This is a genomic window from Staphylococcus sp. Y174-1 (assembly GCF_049897865.1).
Taxonomy (GTDB): domain Bacteria; phylum Bacillota; class Bacilli; order Staphylococcales; family Staphylococcaceae; genus Staphylococcus; species Staphylococcus saprophyticus.
The window spans coordinates 102,909-122,262 of record NZ_JAFCXB010000001.1 but is presented as its reverse complement, the minus strand read 5'-3'; the positions used below and the strand labels follow the sequence as shown (position 1 = coordinate 122,262).

Below are 19,354 nucleotides of genomic sequence, written 5' to 3'. Positions count from 1 at the left end.
ATATATATTCCATGATACTTTAATATATTAAAATAAATCGTCAGCTAGTGCTTGTGTTGCTGTATCTTTTTCACTTTGGTAATCACTAGTAATAAGCAATGTTTCAATACCATCTACAGCTTGTTGTACTAATGGTTCAAAATCATAACCAATTTCATATTTTTCTACTTTTTCAATATCTGGTTCAGTTATAGGATTTTTTGGCGTGAAGATTGTGCAACAATCTTCATAAGGTTGAATAGACACATCAAACGTTCCAATTTCTTTCGCTTTTTTTACAATATCTTCTTTATCTAACGTTAATAACGGGCGAAGTACTGGCGTAGAAGTGACATGGTTTATAGCATACATACTTTTTAGCGTTTGACTTGCCACTTGACCTAAATTTTCACCATTTACTATCGCATGGGCATCAATATCATGAACAACTTTATCCGCAACGCGCATCATCATGCGTCTTGTTGAAGTCATTGTATAGCGTTCATGTACAACTTTATTAACTTGTTTTTGTAAATCTGTAAAAGGAACAATATGCAATTTTATGGGTCCTACATGTCCAGATAAAATGCGTGTTAATTCAATAACCTTTTCTTTCGCTTTTTCACTTGTAAATGGCGGACTATGAAAATGAATCGCTTCTACTGTAACACCTCTGCGCATAACTTCTATACCTGCAACAGGTGAATCAATACCGCCGGATAGCATAAGCAATGTCTTACCACCCGTACCTACTGGTAATCCACCTGAACCTTCAATCACTTGATCGTACATATAGATTGCATCTAAACGTACTTCAACTTTAATGTTGTGATCTGGGTTATGCACATCGACTGATAAATGGTTCATAGCATCTAAAACAGCGCCACCGACCGTGCGTTGCAATGCATACGTATCATATGGAAAGTTTTTATCTGAACGTTTTACATCAATTTTAAATGTATCACCATCTGCATATTCCTTAGCAAAGCGCACCGCTAATTCATTAGCCGCTTCTACTGTCTTTTCAATTTTTAATACGGGACTGATAGAATAAATACCGAAGACTTTTTTTAGTCGATTACACATTTCTTCAATATCTGCGCCTTCGTCTAATTCAATATACATTCTGTCTCTATTTGCCTTTACTGTATAACCTTGTAACGGCATTAATGCACGCTTTACATTAGAACGTAATTTGTTCACAAATAATTTACGGTTGGCGCCTTTTAAAGTAAGCTCACCGTACCTCACTAATATGTGATCATAAATCATACTAACAACTCCTTCACTTCTTCATATACTAATTTGAATTTTTCCTTGAATGTTTCAATATCTGCTTCAGTAGTATAGCTATCCATAGAAATACGGATACTACCTTCAATTTGCTTCGTTGGAATACCCATTGCTAACAAAACTTCATTAAGACTTGCTTTTTTCGAAGAACAAGCACTCGTCGTTGATAACATGATGTCATTTTTAGAGAATGCATTCACCAATACTTCACCTTTAACACCTGCCAACCCAACATTTAAAATATGAGCAGCAGCACCCTTAGGTGAATTAACCTCAACACCACGAAATGCAACCAAATATTGGCGTAATTCATTATTAAATTCGCTTAACCGACTATTTAAATCCTGTGTATGATTAACTGCTGATTTCATCGCTTTAACGATAGCAATATCCATCGGTAAGTTAACCGTCCCACTTCTCACACCAAATTCTTGTCCACCACCATGAACAATTGGTTCTAACTGATGTATATTTCGAACAAATAAAATGCCTTGGCCTTTCAAACCATTAAATTTATGTCCGCTTAGACTAAGTGTATCTACACCTTCAAATATGAGTGGTGTTTTCCCAATAGCTTGTACTGCATCAACATGTAAATGTGCTTTAGGATATTGATGAACAATTTCTGCTATATCGGCAATCGGTTGTATTTGACCCATTATATTGTTGACATGCATACATGTAACAAGTCCTACATTATCTGACATTAATGTTTGAAGGTGATTCAAATCTATTCGACCTTCATCTGTTACATCGACATACTTCACAATAAATCCTTCGTCCTCTAGTGAACGAACCACTTCTAAAACGGAGGGGTGTTCTAATAATGAAGTGATAATTTCATTGGCGAAATTCTTTTTCTTATAAGCAATACCTTTAAGTGCTATATTATTTGATTCAGTAGCACCACTTGTATAAATAATATCAAATGTATTATCTAAATTAAATAAGTCTTTAATTTGTCGTTTTGATTGTTGTAATAATTGTTCTGCTTGTAAACCTGCTTGATGTGGACTATTAGGATTAAAATATAGTGATTGATTCACTTTAATAAAAGTATCTAACACATCTTGATTAGGCTTCGTTGTTGCAGCGTTATCAAGGTATATCAATGTTTTCACTCCAATTTTTTCTTGTAGTTTATTTGAGCTCCGAAAAGCGTCGGGTTTTAAAATTTTATATCTTAATCGGAATATGCTACATATAAACATTTCACTTAACAGAATATATGCATGCGCTCCACCTATTGATTTTAATGATTTAACATTAATACATTTTATAACTAAATTAGATTGAATATACGCACTTAAATACATTTTCATATGTTTTAACTATCCGATTAAAACTTACACTGTTAGCATTATACTCGCTTTTACTAGAAATAAAAGAGACTGAGCCATAAATCATATAATTGTTAAATAATTTACGATACTAGCTTGTTCATCATGGGATTAAATAAAAATCAATTCACATTCAATGCACACTTCACGTATTCAAATCGATGAACATGCATTACAAATAAAACGCTATGTATCGACTGTCCGTTTTTTTAAATTAATAATCCTCATTCGAATCAACGATCGCAAAAAAGACTCGAGACAATCAGTGTCTCGAGTCTTTTCTAATCTATAGTTATGCGTAATGTGTTTAATATTAACCAATAACTTTTGATTCTATTTGTTTTGTAATACCAGGCTCAACGCTTTCCAATGCTTGTTCAGAAATTTCAATTGAACGTTTATACCTATTGTTCTTAAATAAGCGTTCTGCTTCATTAAGACTTTTATCAATATTTGAACTATCTTTACGATAACGATTGCCATATTCAATTAGTTTTTCTGCATAAACTGCATTAACAAGTACATCTGTAGCTTCATCATCAAATTTATTCATTTGTAGGACGACTTTAGATACTTTATCTTTTAACTGTTTGACATGAATTGGACGTACACTAAATTTCTTGTTAACTTCTCTTACTTCATAATCAATTTCATTTTTCATAATGATAAAACGTTCCGGTACACTTGGTAAATTAGAAGCAAGTAATTTTCTATATACTTCTTCTTTTTTACTTTGTACTCGTAAAATATTTTCTTCAGCTTCTGCCTCATCTTCACGCAATTGAATTAAATGATTTTGTAATTTTTCTTGTTTTTCATTAATAACAGCTACATGTTCTTCGATATATTTCAAGTTGTCTTGCACTTCACTATAACGCACTGCAGATTTCGCCATTTCACGTAAAATTTCATCATATACTGAAATCATATTTTGAATTTCATTTTCAAACTGTCTTACATTTTGTACGTCACTTTCATTTATATAATAATTTTCGCGCACATATTCAATTTCAGTTTGTAATGTATAGTTCATTTCTTTTGCTCTAAATAAATTATCTGTAATAACTTCTTTTGTTTCTTCAACATCATTTTTAGCTTTAACTTCAAGCTCGATTAGTTCGTACATTTCATCTAATCGGTCATTAATGCTGTTTAATTTTTCATTTGCTTCATCAAGTTCTAATCTGCTTATCATTGGCTCTACAAAGCTTAACTCCGTTTTTAATGTTTGAAGCGTGCTATCAATTTTGACATGATCCAAGTCGTAGCCTTCTACTTTCAAGTCTCTACAACCATATTTAATGTCTTGGAATTGGCCGGGCAATTCTTTTTGTGCTTCTTTTATTAAATCTGGAATTTCATCCATATCTGTTTTTAAATAATTCATGTCATCATTTAAAGTTTTGATATGGTCATGTGCTTGATTGAAATTACCTTCTGATTTAAGCGTTTCATAAGTTTCCATTTCTGGAACAAAAGATTCGATTTCTTGTTCAAGCGGTGAAGCTGCTTCGCCGAATTGATGTCTGTTTGCTAACACATCACGCTTCATTTCGCGGTAATCCGTTTTACATTCATTATATAAATGGTCACTTTGTTTATGTAGTCCTATAATCTCTTCTACTTGTGTAGTGAGCTCATTATAGTTCGCTTCATATTGATCCATCATTTCATGCGCTTCATCCACTTCAGTTTGAGCTTGTGAAAACTTAAATTTATCAAGCAAGCCCTCTGCATCATGAATCTTTTCTTCTACCGGTAATAAATACTGATTTTTACTATCTAACGATGATTGTTTCAATCTATCATACGTTGATTTTGTCTCACCTGTTAAGTTAAATTCTGTTAATTGAGATAAACTTTCATCGTATGGTAATTGTTCAACTTTATGCTTTCGTTCTTCAGCCTTTTCTATCATTTGGCTTTTATTTGAACGCATATAGAACAATACACCAACAATAATGAGTATAATGAATATAATTGCTAAAACGATATACAACACCATATGTTTTCTCCTCCTATTTTATCACTGTTTATTATAACGTAAGTTACCTATGCATTAAAAGAGAAAATGGATTAATTCATGTAAATATTTTTTATTTTATTTAAAATGATCTCTAATAATAATATGTATTAGGTTATTTATTATCTAACCCTTTTCAAATCAATTGATTGATTACTATTAAAACAGTCTTTATACTAAATGAAAAGTAAAAAGTGAGGTTATCTAATGACGGAAGTTAAAGAAACAAACTATAATTTATTGGAAAAACAAGTGAGTAGTTTAATAGAAGATGAGTCGAATTTAATTGCTATACTGAGTAATGTATCCGCGCTACTAAATGATTCGATTGATCAAATTAACTGGGTTGGATTTTATCTTATTGAAAACGAAGCATTAATTTTAGGGCCATTCCAAGGTCATCCTGCATGTGTTCATATCGCAATCGGCAAAGGTGTATGCGGTACTGCTGTTTCTGAAGAACAAACACAACTTGTAGATGATGTGAATGCATTTCCAGGTCACATTGCTTGTGATGCGAATAGCAAATCTGAAATTGTTGTTCCACTTCGTAAAAATAACCAAATTATTGGTGTATTAGATATCGATGCGCCTATTACAAGTAGATTTACTGATGTAGACAAAAATGGCCTAGAACAAATTGTTGCTCGTATTGAAAAGCAAATATCATAATTCCATCGCAACTTGAATATGGACAAAGTCGAAAAGACTATTGACAGCAACCGATAACATGTTACAATGTACTTTGTGTGAATAAACGAAATTAGCAGTTGCGTATTAGTTGGCTCTATGTTGTTCCCAACGCGGACGTGCCGTGTAACCGTTGCTATGAGGCGAGGACACATAAAACAATATATCCAAGTAAGCATGCAACACTCTTTTTTGTTTTTTCATAACAAACAAAAGAGAAAAAGGAGGAGTCTTATTATGGCTCGATTTAGAGGTTCAAACTGGAAAAAATCACGTCGTTTAGGTATCTCATTAAGTGGTACTGGTAAGGAATTAGAAAAACGTCCTTATGCACCAGGTCAACACGGTCCTAACCAACGTAAAAAATTATCAGAATATGCATTACAATTACGTGAAAAACAAAAATTACGTTACTTATATGGAATGACTGAAAGACAATTCCGTAATACATTCGAAATCGCTGGTAACCAACATGGTGTCCACGGTGAAAACTTCATGCAATTATTAGCTGCTCGTTTAGATGCAGTTGTATATTCATTAGGTTTAGCGCGTACACGTCGTCAAGCTCGTCAAATCGTTAACCACGGTCACATCGAAGTAGATGGCAAACGTGTTGATATTCCATCATACACTTTAAAACCTGGTCAAGAAATCTCAGTTCGTGAAAAATCTTTAAAATTAGATATCATTGCTGAATCAGTTGAAATTAACAATTTCGTACCAGACTACTTAGAGTTTGATGCAGATAACTTAAAAGGTAAATATATCCGCGTTCCAGAACGTAGTGAATTACCTGCTGAAATCAATGAACAACTTATCGTTGAGTACTACTCAAGATAAACATTGTCTTTTCAACCAAGAAGTCCTTTACGGATTTCTTGGTTTTTTTATTTTGGTTTTTAATACAAACTGACATACACCCCTATTATATGTCACGTCTTAATTTACAAACCTTCTGACATTTCGTATGCTATAAGTATAGAGGAGTGTTAATCTTGATTATTAGAGCATTAGAAGAAACAGATTTAGATTTCGTTCATCACTTAAATAATGAATATTCTATTATGTCATATTGGTTTGAAGAACCCTATCAATCATTAAGTGAGCTTCAATCTTTATATAAAAAACATATCTTAGATGAATCAGAACGCCGATTCATTATCGAACACGACCATATACGAATTGGTGTTGTAGAATTAGTAGAAATTAATTTTATACATAGTAACTGTGAGATTCAAATCATTGTTGATCCAAAATTCAGTGGTAAAGACTTTGCTAAGAATGCCTTTAAAATGGCCATTGATTATGCATTTCTTGTACTAAATTTACATAAAATATATTTGTTTGTAGATGTAAGCAATGAAAAAGCTGTCCATATTTATAAAAGTCAAAACTTCACTATTGAAGGTACCTTACAAGAACACTTTTATACTAGAGGCGAATACAGTGATTGTTTTGTAATGGGATTACTAAAAAAGAACTGGATAAATCACCATGATAATGATTTATCACACATTCGTTAGTTAGCTACGAGTTAAAATATACATTAAAAGTAATGATTTTTAATATAACAACTGTATAGTTGTTATATCCCAGTATCCACAAAATTAAAAGAAGGTGAGCTTTTCTTTTGCTCATTCATATATCTTACTATTCCTTTTCAAAGGCATAAAAGCGCCGAGACATACATTGCTGTCTCGGCCACTTTTATGTCTAATTTAATACTAATATAAATAACTTTATACAAACTGTTTCATTTCAGTTTTAAATTAATTTATAAGTGTTTCTGGATTATCTGATATTAACCCATGAACTCCTAACGTTATGAGTCTGTTGGCCGTTTCAGAGTCATTTACTGTATATGGCATCACCATTAATCCGTTCTTATTTGCTCTTTTTAAAAATTTTTCATTCACTAATGAAAACTGTGGATTGATATACTGTGCGTATTTACTGATTTGTTTAAATTTAGGTAACCTGTACCAATATTTTTTCTTACTAATTAAAATACCTAACTTATACCCCTTCTTTAAGTTATGTATTTTTTGAATCATTTGTTGATCAAATGATTCAATAATCACCTTTTCTTTAGGCATTTCATATGCCTCCAATTTATTGAGAAGTTCTATTTCTATATTTGGATATAATTTAGGGTATTTGAGTTCTATCAATAATTTTTGAGGGGCTTCTTTAACCATTGCTAAGACATCATCTAACTTCATGATTATTTGCCCTTTAAATGCCTCGTCTTTATATATGCCAAAGTCAAATTGTCGCAAAGCTTCTAATGTATACGCCTTTACTTTTCCTTTGCCATTAGATGTACGGTCTATCGTCTTATCATGAATGACTACAAGATGATTATCTATTGTTCTATGTATATCTATTTCCAACATATCTATATTGCTAGTTAAGGCAGCTTCCAACGCGATGCGTGTATTTTCTGGATACTTAGTAGCCAATCCGCGATGTGCAACTAATACAAATTGTTGGCGATTAAATTTGTTATCTTGCAAACCTTCCTCCTACTTTCTTTATCTCTCAATTTCAACTAAACTTAAGTTATCACATTTAATCAGGAGGTCAATCGATATGGTCCAACATGAATTTAAAGTACAAACAAATTGGAATGGTGGTCGTGACACAGTCGGCAACTTACAAGGCGATATTTTAGAAGAGCAAATTTCTATACCATCGGGTTTAGGGGGTAATGGTACAGGAACTAATCCAGATGAATTGCTTGTTTCTGCTGCTTCTTCTTGCTATATCATTTCATTAGCAGCTGTTTTGGAACGTTCTGGTTTCACAGATATTAAAATCGCTCAATCATCGATTGGTACAGCTATTTTTGAAAATGCAAAGTTTCGCATGGATAATATCGTACACTATCCAGAAATTTATATATCTCAAGAACAAAAAGATAATTTAACTAAGAAACTCCCTAAATTGTTAAAGGTTGCAGACAACAATTGCATGATTTCTAATTCCTTGAGGGGAAACGTTGAAGTAAAAATAGTACCAAAAATAAAATAATTTCAAAAATTTTTTATATGTGGCGGAATATGATTAAATTAACAATGAATACCCTTACATTATTTTTAGATTGATTCTATTTCGCCCTTTTTTCTAACTAAAAGCTTTTTTATTTTCTGAAAATTTGCTAAACTTGTACAATCTTAAGCATTGGGGGAATTAGTCATGAAATATTATCATCCATTGTTACTTACACCAGGACCTACACCAGTACCAGAACAAATATTACACGCAACACAATTACCTATGGTTGGACACCGATCAAGTGATTTTGAATCAATAGCGGAGGAAGCATTTCGCGCACTAAAACCTATCTTTGGTGCTAAAAACGATGTTATCATCTTAACTTCAAGCGGTACAAGTTCTCTTGAAGCAAGTATGCTAAACCTAGCTAACCCAGAAGATGATATTGTGATTATTGTTTCCGGTGCATTCGGTAATCGCTTTAAACAAATTGCTGAATCCTATTATAAAAATGTACATATTTTTGAAGTCGAATGGGGTAAAGCTGTCAATGTACCCGATTTTATAGATTTCTTAAAATCTTTGAATAGACAAGTCACAGCTGTCTACAGTCAATATTGTGAAACATCAACCGCCGTCTTACATCCTGTAAATGAATTAGGTCATGCTTTAAAAAATTATGATCCATCCATTTTTTACGTTGTCGACGGTGTAAGCTGTATTGGTGCTGTTGATGTGGATTTAGAACGAGATCAAATTGATATACTTATTTCAGGAAGTCAAAAAGCAATTATGTTACCACCAGGATTGGCATTTGTCGCATATAATGATCGTGCGAAAGCTAGATTTGCCGAGGTCACTACACCACGTTTCTATTTAGATTTAAATAAATATCTAAAATCACAAGCTGAACATTCAACACCCTTTACGCCGAATGTTTCATTGTTTAGAGGGGTCAATGCTTATGCACAATTAGTAAATGAAGAAGGATTTGAACAAGTTATACGTCGTCATTACGCTATTCGCGATGCGTTAAGACAAGCGTTAACCGCTTTGGATTTAAATCTTCTTGTAGACGAAGCTTATGCTTCTCCTACCGTTACTGCCTTTATACCGAATTCAAAAGAAGAATTAGATTATATTAAAACAGAACTAAAAAAACGTTTCGCCATCACCATTGCAGGCGGTCAAGGCCATTTAAAAGGAGAAATTTTACGCATTGGTCATATGGGGCAAATCTCACCTTTCGATATATTACAAGTCGTATCAGCTTTAGAAATTCTCTTAACAGAATATAGAAATCAATCTTATATTGGCACAGCCATTACTCAGTATACGGAGGTTATCAAAGCATATGTATAAAATTTTAGTATCAGATCCAATCTCACCAGAAGGTTTAAAAAGCTTAATCGATCACAATGATTTTGAAGTTGTCATCGATACAGAGTTAGATGAAGCAGAACTTATTAATCAAATTGCAGATTATCAAGCACTTATCGTTCGTAGTCAAACGCAAGTAACTGAGGCAATCATTGAAGCTGCCCCAAATTTAAAAGTGATTGCGAGAGCCGGTGTTGGTGTAGATAACATCGATGTCGATGCAGCGACAAAACATGGTGTGATTGTTATTAACGCACCTGATGGTAATACAATTTCTGCAACAGAACATTCAATGGCAATGATTTTATCCATGGCTCGTAATATTCCTCAGGCACATCAATCGTTGAAAGATGGCAAGTGGGATCGTAAGACATATCGCGGAACTGAACTTTACAATAAAACGCTTGGCGTCATTGGTGCCGGTAGAATTGGTTTGGGTGTCGCTAAACGTGCACAAAGCTTTGGGATGCACATTTTAGCATTTGATCCTTATCTTTCTGAAGATAAAGCGAAAGAATTGAATGTCACTCGAGCTACTGTTGAAGAGATTGCAGAGCAATCAGATTTCGTTACAGTTCACACGCCACTTACACCAAAAACAAAAGGCATTGTAGGTAAAGCATTTTTCGAGAAAGCTAAACCAAATTTGCAAATTATAAATGTAGCACGTGGTGGTATTATTGATGAAGCCGCTTTGGTTGATGCGCTTAATCAAAATCAAATACAAAGTGCGGCAATAGACGTATTTGAAAGTGAGCCAGCAACGGAATCCCCTCTTGTAAATCATGAAAAAATTATTGTAACGCCACACCTTGGAGCTTCAACTGTGGAGGCACAAGAAAAAGTTGCAGTATCAGTAGCAAATGAAATTGTTGATATATTTGAAAATGGTAATGTATTCAATGCGATTAATGCACCGAAAATGACTTATAGTGAAATTAATGATGAATTAAAACCATATATTGAATTAAGTCAACTTACCGGTGAAGTTGGTATACAATTGCTTGAAAAAGCACCCCGTGAATTGCATATTAAATATGAAGGCGACATTGCTCTGGATGACACAAGTTTACTTACGCGTACGCTCGTATCAGGTGTATTAAAACAAGATCTAGCAGAACGTGTAAACTTAATTAATGCACTCGTACTTCTTAATGAACAAGGTGTGTCTTATAATATTGAAAAAAATGCAAAACATCGTGGGTTTAGTAACTATATTGAATTAACCCTTATTAACAAAGATACACAAATTAAAATAGGTGCTACAGTATTAAATGGATACGGTCCTAGAATAGTAAGAATCAATGACTATCCCGTTGACTTTAAACCAGAGCGCCATCAGCTTATCATCAATCATAATGATAGACCAGGTATTGTAGGCCGTACTGGTCAAATTCTAGGGGAATATGGCATTAATATTGCTTCTATGCACCTTGGTCGTATTAATCAAGGTGGTAACGCATTGATGATCTTATCCATTGATCATCCAGTTACTGATGATGTTATAGATGGCTTATATGAAATTGAAGGTTTCAATTTAATTAGAAGCGTTGAACTTGAAATAGAACCAGATGCAAATTATATTATTTAAATAAATAATAAAAGCAGCTTAATCCTTATAAAGCGAAGGGTTAAGCTGCTTTTTTGTCTAATATACGATTGTAACAGGTTATTTTTACAATAAAATATTTCTAATCTCACCTACATGATCGACAATATAATCAGCACCATAATCTACTAATTCATCACGTGCATGTATACCTTTCAAACCTGTTAACGGTCCGATAAATGTTGCTCCTATCTTTTTCGCACTCAATAAATCTGCTAAAGAATCGCCAACAACAAAGACTTCATCTTTGTCTACACGATTTTCTTGATTAGTAGCATAGTGTCTATATTTATCTTGATGGTTCCCTTCCAATGTCGCTAAATAGCTAAATGGATTAGGCTTACCTAGTGGCTTTAATTCTGGATATAAATCTTCTGCAATTAAAACTTCACTGGCAGTTACAATATGTACTTCATCAAAGTAAGACTTAATACCTATTGTTTCAAAAGGCACTATTGTTTCAGTTCTCGGTCTGCCAGTTGCTATGGCAATATGATAATTTGCCGACTTTAAATCTGCTAATAATTGCTTAATCTCTGATACAGGTCGTAACACGACTTCATTATATATATAGCCATGTTTAAAGTCAGACCGATTTTCTTTCTTTTCTACCTCGTTGAAAAGTTGATGTCCTAAATACCATTCTTGATAAACTTCTTGTGCAAGCATCCAGAACGGACTTTTCAGTTCAAATACGGCTGTTTTTGTCGTATTTAATTGTTCACTCGCATAATGTATTAAATCTTGATAAATATTTTCCTTACCTGCTGTTACACCATCTAGGAATGATAGTGGCAATGTAAAATCTAAAGAAACATTTTCAATTTTTTCACCTATCCACTGAAACGTCTCTTGTCCAAATTGATTAGAATCGAGCACGCGATTGACATCTTCAGAAGGCAATGTCTTACAAATTTCAATAAAATGGATTGCCAAAACGACAAACAACATATCCCAATTGGAATTTAAGCCTAACGATTTTAATTTAGTTAATATTTCATCATGATAAAAAACAATATCTCTTATTTCAGAGATTTTTGCATCACTTAAATTTTCAAACTGTACAGTTGTATCTAAACCTATGTATGACTCACTCATCAGGATTTCATAAACAGTTAGTGCAGATACATCAAAACACCTTTCTTCACTTAAAAAAACACCATCAACATCAAATAATACCGACTTCATTATACCAACTCTCCTTTAATCAGAAAATTCTGATACTAGTATATCGTACTATCTTACTATGAAAAGAGCAATGTATTTTCAAGATAAATCATGTGAAAATAAAAGCGGTCAAAGATAAAATTTTTAAATTATTTAATTTTTTCCTTTTCCAATAATGAAGCGTTTAAAAAGTCTGAGACAATGATGGATGTCTCAGACTTATCAAGCATTATATTTAATTTTCCATTTGTACTTCTATTTCATCAGCGATTTGCTGTACCTGCGTACCAATAATGACCTGTGTATTATGTTTACCACTTTGTGTAACACCTACAGCACCTGCGCCTTTAATTTTAGCTTCATCAATTGCGCTATTATCATGCAATTCCATTCGTAAACGTGTTGCACAGTTTGTTAATGACATAATATTTTCCTTGCCGCCAAGACCTTCTAAAATTTGTTTAGCTGGTTGCGAATATTTATTTGTCGATTTAGTTTGTGTTTCATTTTCATCAACATCAGCTGTTGTAGCTTCATCTGATGTTGGATCAGGAAGTAAATTATCGCCACGTCCTGGTGTGTTTAATTTCAGTACTTTTATAGCAAGTCTAAATACAACATAATAAATAACAAAGAATACTAAGCCTTGTACAAGTAGCATATAAGGTTGATTAGATACTGGATTGATTAATGACAAGACATAGTCAATTAATCCTGCACTAAATGAAAATCCAGCTGTCCAGTGAAATAGTGCTGCTATAAACATAGATAAACCCGTTAATAATGCATGGATAACAAAAAGTATTGGTGCAACAAACATAAATGAAAATTCAATAGGTTCGGTAACACCTACAAAAAATGCTGAAATTGCGCCACCAAACATTAAACCATATACACGTTTTTTCTGTTTTGATTCTGCAGTATGATACATAGCTAAAGCTGCTGCTGGAATACCAAACATCATAACTGGGAAAAACCCAGCCATGTATCGTCCTGTAACACCATGAACTGCACCATCGCCAGTTTGGAATTTTGCAATATCATTTATACCTGCTAAATCAAACCAAAATACTGAGTTTAAAGCGTGATGTAAACCTGTCGGAATTAACAAACGGTTGAAGAAACCATACAAGAATGCACCTACAGGGCCTAAGTCTAAAATCCATGTCCCAAATATAACGATTGCTGAAAAAATGAACGGCCAAACAAATAACATGATTACAGCCAAAATAATACTAAAAAAAGCTGTTAAAATCGGTACTAATCGCTTACCACTAAAGAAGGATAAAGCTGTTGGTAATTCTGTTTTACTGAATTTATTGTAGGTATATGCTGCAATTAAACCTATAATTAAGCCGATAAAAACATTTGAATTATTCATTTGTTCAAATGCTGCATCCACACCCGTCTCTTTAACCCCCAGTAACGGCGCCAATTTTTCTGGACTCAATACTACTGTCGTTAAAAAGAAACCTACAGCTGCCGCAAGTGCTACAGCCCCATCATTTTTCTTAGCCATACCTAATGCTACCCCAATAGCAAAGAGGATACCAAGTTGCTCAAGTATCGTAGAACCTGCAGAAGAAAAGAATGCAGCTACTGTCGGTAATATCCCCAATGCCAATAATGCGTTACCGATACCTATTATGATTGCAGCTGCTGGTAAAACTGCAACCGGTAGCATAAGAGATCTACCTAGTCTTTGAAAGAAACTAAACATAACAATTCCCCATTTCAAATAGTTAATTACATATAAAAAACACCACATGCACAATATAGTCCACGTGGTGTATGTAAACGATTTACTCGCTGTCATTGTACAATTACATAATAACACATAATTTAAAAATTACGTATAAAAATATAATAGTCTTACTATTTCAAAAACATTGAATATTAATTATTATTTTTTACATATTCATTTAATTCCGATTGTAATTGTATTGTTTTTCTTTCTAATTCTTTTGTTAAATATTCTAGTTTTTCATTACGTTTCATTGTTTTTGGTAAATTTTTAGTTTCAATCGGTTCACCAAATTTAATAATGGCTTTCCCAGTAACTAAACCTTTGATCTTTTTAGGACCCACATATGCTGCTGGTAATATTGGGGCTTGCGCCATTAAAGCAATCGTTACTGCACCCCTTTTCATTGGTGCACCTTCATCATATTTCATACGATGCCCTGTTGGAAAAATACCAACTGTTTTATTTTCTTTTAATAACTTAATGGGTTTTTTTAGTGTACTCGGTCCCGGATTTTCTCTATCGACTGGAAACGCATTAAGAGAAGATAAAAACTTGCCAAACCATTTGTTATTAAACAATTCTTTCTTCGCCATATAATGAATTTGATTTGGATAAATTGCAGTTCCTAACATAATCACTTCATTATAGCTTTCATGAGTACATGTCACAACATATCTATGAAGTTGCGGAATATTTTCTTTTCCTTGAACTTCTAATGATTTACTTATTTTCAGTATGATCAATTCCAATAGACCACTTATAAATTTATACATCTTCGCACCTACTTCGTTTTGCTAATATTTACTTATTGATTTTATCATTTAGTCTTATTATGAACAAGGAGATTTATATTTCAGTCTAAAGTCGTATAGTGATATACTAGAAAAAGTTGTATAAAACTTTCATAATAGGATATAGAGTAATTATCGGAGGTAGTATATGTCAGAATTTAACAATGAAAATAATACAAATCAGCAACCAACACAAACGACTCAGCCATCAAAAAAGAGATTCAAACCTAAATTCCCGTGGTTTAAAACCATAATTGTTGCCTTAGTTGCAGGCATTATCGGTGCCTTAATTGTTCTAGGAGTGGGAAGACTTATGGAAAGCACGGTACTTGATAATGGTGGTTCCGATGTGAACGAAGCTTCTAATCATAATAGCGGTGGAAATACCTTAGATGGTAAAAGCGATAAATATGATTCAGTTAATCAAATGATTAATGACGTCTCCCCTGCTATTGTTGGTGTAATCAATATGCAGAAAGCACAAAATTTAGATGACCTTTTAAAAGGTAAATCAAATAAATCACAAGAAGCTGGCGTTGGCTCAGGTGTCATTTATCAAAAAAATAATGGTTCTGCTTATATTGTAACCAATAACCATGTCATTGATGGTGCGAGTGAGATTAAAGTACAATTGCATAATTCTAAACAAGTCGATGCTAAATTAATCGGTAAAGATGCGTTAACAGATATGGCCGTACTCAAAATAAATGATAGCAAAGGTACCAAAGCCATTGACTTTGCTAATTCTTCAAAAGTAAAAACCGGAGATAGTGTTTTTGCGATGGGTAACCCTTTAGGCTTAGAGTTTGCTAATTCTGTAACATCAGGCATTATCTCTGCGAGTGAACGTACGATTGACACACAAACATCCGCTGGATCTAATAAAGTAAATGTACTTCAAACTGATGCGGCAATTAACCCTGGTAATTCAGGTGGTGCATTGGTAGATATCAACGGTAACCTTGTTGGTATTAATTCGATGAAGATTGCAAGTGAACAAGTTGAAGGTATCGGCTTTGCAATACCTAGTAACGAAGTAAAAGTAACCATTAAAGAACTTGTAGAAAATGGTAAAATAGAACGTCCTTCTATCGGCATTGGTTTACTCAACGTAAGTGAAATTCCAGAACAGTATAAAGACCAACTGAAAACGTCACGTAAAGATGGCGTATATATCGCTAAAGTTGAAGGAAACAATGGTCTTAAAGAAGGAGACATCATTACACAAATTGATGACAAAAAAGTGAAAGAAGATACAGATGTTCGCTCCTATCTTTATGCAAATAAAAAACCAGGTGATACAGTGAATTTAACTGTAGAACGTAATGGTAAAGAACAAAATATAAAAGTAACATTAAAAGAACAAAAATCATCGAATAACAATGATAGTTCTGAAAGTGAAAGTTCGTCACCTTTTAACTAAATATAAGGTAAGCTATTTAAGTTAATATTTCATATTGGTTTTAAGTCTGGGACATCCATGAATGTCTCAGACTCTTCTTTATATATTGGATACTAAATCTTAAAAATCTATCGTACTATCAAACTATTTTTAGCACTGCTTTTTAAAACTACTTTCACATTCATATGAATTAGTAGTTCTTTAAAACAGTGAAACTTTACTTTTTCCATTCATTCGTCTACTACTCAATAGAAAAGATCGCCATCCCTTGAAACATTCATTCAAAGGATGGCGATCATGTTTAAATATGTTATTTGTAATTAACCATAAAGTATTTTTTCTTACCACGGCGAATAATCGTGAATTCATTTTCGATTTTATCTTCATTTGTAAGTTCATAATTTACATCTTGCTGTCTGATACCATTAATATAGATAGCACCATTGTTTACATCTTCTCGTGCTTGGCGTTTAGAAGATGAAATACCAGTCTCAACAATGATTTCAACAATATTTCTAGTTTCACTACTTAATTCTACTTGAGGTACATCTTTAAAGCCTTCTTTTAATTCTGAGGCAGATAGTGATTGTAAATCACCAGCAAATAGCGCTTGTGAAATACGAATAGCGTCATCTAATGCATCTTGACCATGTATAAAACGCGTAACATTTTCTGCTAAAGCCTTTTGCGCTTCACGTAAATGTGGTGCTTCATTTAATGATTTTTCTAAAGCTTCAATTTCTTCTTGTTCTAAGAAAGTGAAGTATTTCAAGAATTTAATAACATCATCATCTGTCGTGTTAATCCAGAATTGGTAAAATTCATAAGGACTGGTTTTTGCTGCATCTAACCAAACAGCGCCCCCTTCAGTTTTACCAAACTTTTTGCCGTCTGATTTTACTACTAAAGGAATAGTAAGCCCATAAGCCTCTGTTTGACCGTACATGCGACGCATTAACTCTATACCACTTGTAATGTTACCCCATTGATCTGAGCCACCTACTTGTACCTTACAATTGTACGTTCTATTAAGATGACCAAAATCAATCGCTTGTAAAATTGTATATGTGAATTCAGTATAAGAAATACCGTGCTCTAATCGTGTTTGAATAGAATCTTTACCTAACATGTAATTCACACCTACATGTTTACCATAATCACGTAAAAAGTCGATTAAAGAAATTTGTCCTAACCAATCTTTATTATTAACAAGTTTTGCACCTTTTTCAGTATCAAATTCAAATATTTTATGCATTTGTTTATAGATACCTTGTACGTTTGTTTCGACCTGTGCTTCAGTTTGTAAAGTACGTTCTTCAGATTTACCAGAAGGATCGCCAATCATACCTGTCCCACCACCAATTAATACAAGTGGGCGATGTCCATGCTCTTGAAAGCGGCGTAGTGTTAAAAATGGTAATAAATGACCGATATGCAAACTATCTGCTGTTGGATCTGCACCACAATATAATGTCACTTGCTCTTTGTTCAAGATGTTTTCTATTCCAGACTCATCTGTTTGTTGATAGATTAAACCTCTCCATTTTAAATCTTCTAATAGTGCGTTTGTCATTGTATCAACCTCCTGTATTAATTAAGATATCGCTTTGAATAAAAGTTCGAGTTAAGTAGTATGTGTTAAATTGCAACATATATAGATTTCTAAAAAAATAGAAAAACGCCCTTACAAATTAATGTAAGGGCGCATGCGCACGGTACCACCATACTTTAAGTCAAATAACTTTATTAATGATACGTTCATTAACTAAAACGTTTGGATTCATTAAAAACTTAAGGTGTATTCACAAATTATGTAACATTAGTTCACAGCAACCACTAACTCTCTTTAGTTTACACAAAACGCTACTTCTCCTCTATCCAAAAACGATATCGAATTGATACTTATTATAATTAACTATAATTTAAAAGTCAATAACATAAATTGTGTTATAATGTTGCTTAAATAAGGAGGCAACATATGACGCACCAAAAAGTTGAAAATAATTTACAACATCAACCGCAAATATCAAAGTATGAAAAATTTGAAATCATTTACAAAAAACTCAAACATATTTTTATTGGTTTTTTTACGATTCTTACATGTACCTTAATCATACTATTAGCCATTACTGTATTTTATTTTCAAAGCATCACTAAAGAATCAGAACACATATCTGATAATACACTAAGATTGAAATTGCTTAATATTCCCGGTACTCAGGATATTAACTATAGTAATCAACATATCCTTTCCGAATATAACCAATCATTAAACCCATTAATAGTGGGTCCTAAAAATGTTAATAAAAATATAATTAAAGCATTAACAGCTTCCGAAGATAGCTTATTTTATAGACATAATGGTATTTTACCTAAAGCATTACTGCGAGCAGTTGGACAGGATTTATTTAATACCGATGCAGCAACGGGCGGCAGTACAATTACTCAACAATTAGTAAAGAATCAAGTCTTAACCAACGAAAAAACTTATGATCGAAAAGCAAATGAGCTTGTGTTGTCTATGCGCGCTGAAAACTTACTAACAAAAGATGAAATTATATATACATATTTAAACATTGTACCTTTTGGTCGTGATTATAATGGAGCTAATATATCTGGTATTTCATCAGCTTCCTATAGTTTGTTTGGAAAGCCACCTTCAGAAGTTAATATTGCTGAATCTGCATACCTCATTGGTTTATTACAAAGTCCTTATTATTACACACCTTATCAAGAAGATGGTGTCCTCAAACCAGATGATCAAATTCAAATAGGCATCAATAGACAACATTATGTATTAAAACGTATGTTAGTTGAAAAGAAAATAACACAGCATGAATTTAATCAATCAGAAAAATTTGATATCAAAAAGCATTTAATGACAAAATAAATACATAAAAATCGCTATAAAATAATCTGTGTCAGTTAATTATTTC

Annotated in this window: 16 protein-coding genes; 8 read left to right on the top strand and 8 right to left on the bottom strand. The window is 33.0% G+C overall.

The annotated features are described in order from the left end of the window. Positions 1–27: 27 nt before the first annotated feature. The 3 genes from thiI to ezrA all read right to left on the bottom strand — a co-directional run bounded on the left by thiI (position 28) and on the right by ezrA (position 4,617). Positions 28–1,251, bottom strand: coding sequence for a tRNA uracil 4-sulfurtransferase ThiI (thiI, locus tag ACP7BT_RS00725; protein WP_041080010.1), 1,224 nt, complete (start codon positions 1,249–1,251; stop codon positions 28–30). Beyond that, positions 1,248–2,384: a cysteine desulfurase family protein gene (locus tag ACP7BT_RS00720; protein ID WP_041080011.1), complete on the bottom strand. Its 1,137-nt coding sequence runs from the start codon at positions 2,382–2,384 to the stop codon at positions 1,248–1,250. Before ACP7BT_RS00720 ends, thiI begins: the two co-directional genes overlap by 4 nt. A 541-nt stretch (positions 2,385–2,925) precedes the next feature. Then, on the bottom strand, positions 2,926–4,617 hold the full coding sequence (gene ezrA, locus ACP7BT_RS00715; RefSeq protein WP_037538279.1) for a septation ring formation regulator EzrA: 1,692 nt from the start codon (positions 4,615–4,617) through the stop codon (positions 2,926–2,928). A 225-nt stretch (positions 4,618–4,842) separates the two neighbouring features. Here ezrA and ACP7BT_RS00710 point away from each other — a divergent pair, with 225 nt between their 5' ends. The 3 genes from ACP7BT_RS00710 to ACP7BT_RS00700 all read left to right on the top strand — a co-directional run bounded on the left by ACP7BT_RS00710 (position 4,843) and on the right by ACP7BT_RS00700 (position 6,848). After that, complete coding sequence (locus tag ACP7BT_RS00710) at positions 4,843–5,307, top strand: GAF domain-containing protein (protein ID WP_011302889.1); 465 nt, start codon at positions 4,843–4,845, stop codon at positions 5,305–5,307. A 255-nt stretch (positions 5,308–5,562) separates the two neighbouring features. After that, positions 5,563–6,165, top strand: a complete 603-nt coding sequence (rpsD, locus tag ACP7BT_RS00705) for a 30S ribosomal protein S4 (protein ID WP_002483023.1) — start codon at positions 5,563–5,565, stop codon at positions 6,163–6,165. Between the two features lie 155 nt (positions 6,166–6,320). Continuing rightward, entirely contained in the window at positions 6,321–6,848 is a 528-nt protein-coding gene (locus ACP7BT_RS00700) for a GNAT family N-acetyltransferase (protein ID WP_426303710.1), read from the top strand. Positions 6,849–7,094: 246 nt separating this feature from the next. Here ACP7BT_RS00700 and ACP7BT_RS00695 read toward each other — a convergent pair whose 3' ends face one another. Further along, complete coding sequence (locus ACP7BT_RS00695; RefSeq protein WP_041080012.1) at positions 7,095–7,841, bottom strand: glycerophosphodiester phosphodiesterase; 747 nt, start codon at positions 7,839–7,841, stop codon at positions 7,095–7,097. Between the two features lie 76 nt (positions 7,842–7,917). On the opposite strand from ACP7BT_RS00695, the gene ACP7BT_RS00690 reads away from it, so the two are divergent. The 3 genes from ACP7BT_RS00690 (at position 7,918) to serA (ending at position 11,293) form a co-directional block, all read left to right on the top strand. After that, positions 7,918–8,358, top strand: a complete 441-nt coding sequence (locus tag ACP7BT_RS00690) for an SACOL1771 family peroxiredoxin (protein WP_041080013.1) — start codon at positions 7,918–7,920, stop codon at positions 8,356–8,358. Between the two features lie 165 nt (positions 8,359–8,523). Next, positions 8,524–9,684: a pyridoxal-phosphate-dependent aminotransferase family protein gene (locus tag ACP7BT_RS00685; protein WP_426303709.1), complete on the top strand. Its 1,161-nt coding sequence runs from the start codon at positions 8,524–8,526 to the stop codon at positions 9,682–9,684. Next, complete coding sequence (gene serA / locus ACP7BT_RS00680) at positions 9,677–11,293, top strand: phosphoglycerate dehydrogenase (protein WP_041080015.1); 1,617 nt, start codon at positions 9,677–9,679, stop codon at positions 11,291–11,293. Before ACP7BT_RS00685 ends, serA begins: the two co-directional genes overlap by 8 nt. An 84-nt stretch (positions 11,294–11,377) precedes the next feature. On the opposite strand, the gene ACP7BT_RS00675 is transcribed toward serA, so the two are convergent. The 3 genes from ACP7BT_RS00675 to ACP7BT_RS00665 form a co-directional block, all read right to left on the bottom strand. Beyond that, positions 11,378–12,499 (bottom strand): HAD family hydrolase, encoded by a 1,122-nt coding sequence (locus ACP7BT_RS00675; RefSeq protein WP_002483017.1) that lies wholly within the window; start codon positions 12,497–12,499, stop codon positions 11,378–11,380. Positions 12,500–12,713: 214 nt separating this feature from the next. After that, complete coding sequence (gene nagE, locus ACP7BT_RS00670) at positions 12,714–14,198, bottom strand: N-acetylglucosamine-specific PTS transporter subunit IIBC (protein ID WP_041080016.1); 1,485 nt, start codon at positions 14,196–14,198, stop codon at positions 12,714–12,716. Between the two features lie 176 nt (positions 14,199–14,374). Next, positions 14,375–14,998, bottom strand: a complete 624-nt coding sequence (locus ACP7BT_RS00665) for a lysophospholipid acyltransferase family protein (protein ID WP_041080017.1) — start codon at positions 14,996–14,998, stop codon at positions 14,375–14,377. A 166-nt stretch (positions 14,999–15,164) separates the two neighbouring features. On the opposite strand from ACP7BT_RS00665, the gene ACP7BT_RS00660 reads away from it, so the two are divergent. Continuing rightward, a complete protein-coding gene (locus tag ACP7BT_RS00660) occupies positions 15,165–16,439 on the top strand; it encodes a S1C family serine protease (RefSeq protein WP_002483014.1) in 1,275 nt (424 codons plus the stop codon). A 289-nt stretch (positions 16,440–16,728) separates the two neighbouring features. Here the strand turns inward: ACP7BT_RS00660 and tyrS are convergent, their stop codons facing one another. Beyond that, on the bottom strand, positions 16,729–17,991 hold the full coding sequence (gene tyrS, locus ACP7BT_RS00655) for a tyrosine--tRNA ligase (RefSeq protein ID WP_041080019.1): 1,263 nt from the start codon (positions 17,989–17,991) through the stop codon (positions 16,729–16,731). A 405-nt stretch (positions 17,992–18,396) separates the two neighbouring features. Here tyrS and ACP7BT_RS00650 point away from each other — a divergent pair, with 405 nt between their 5' ends. Further along, a complete protein-coding gene (locus ACP7BT_RS00650; protein WP_011302878.1) occupies positions 18,397–19,308 on the top strand; it encodes a biosynthetic peptidoglycan transglycosylase in 912 nt (303 codons plus the stop codon). The last annotated feature ends 46 nt before the right edge of the window (positions 19,309–19,354 follow it).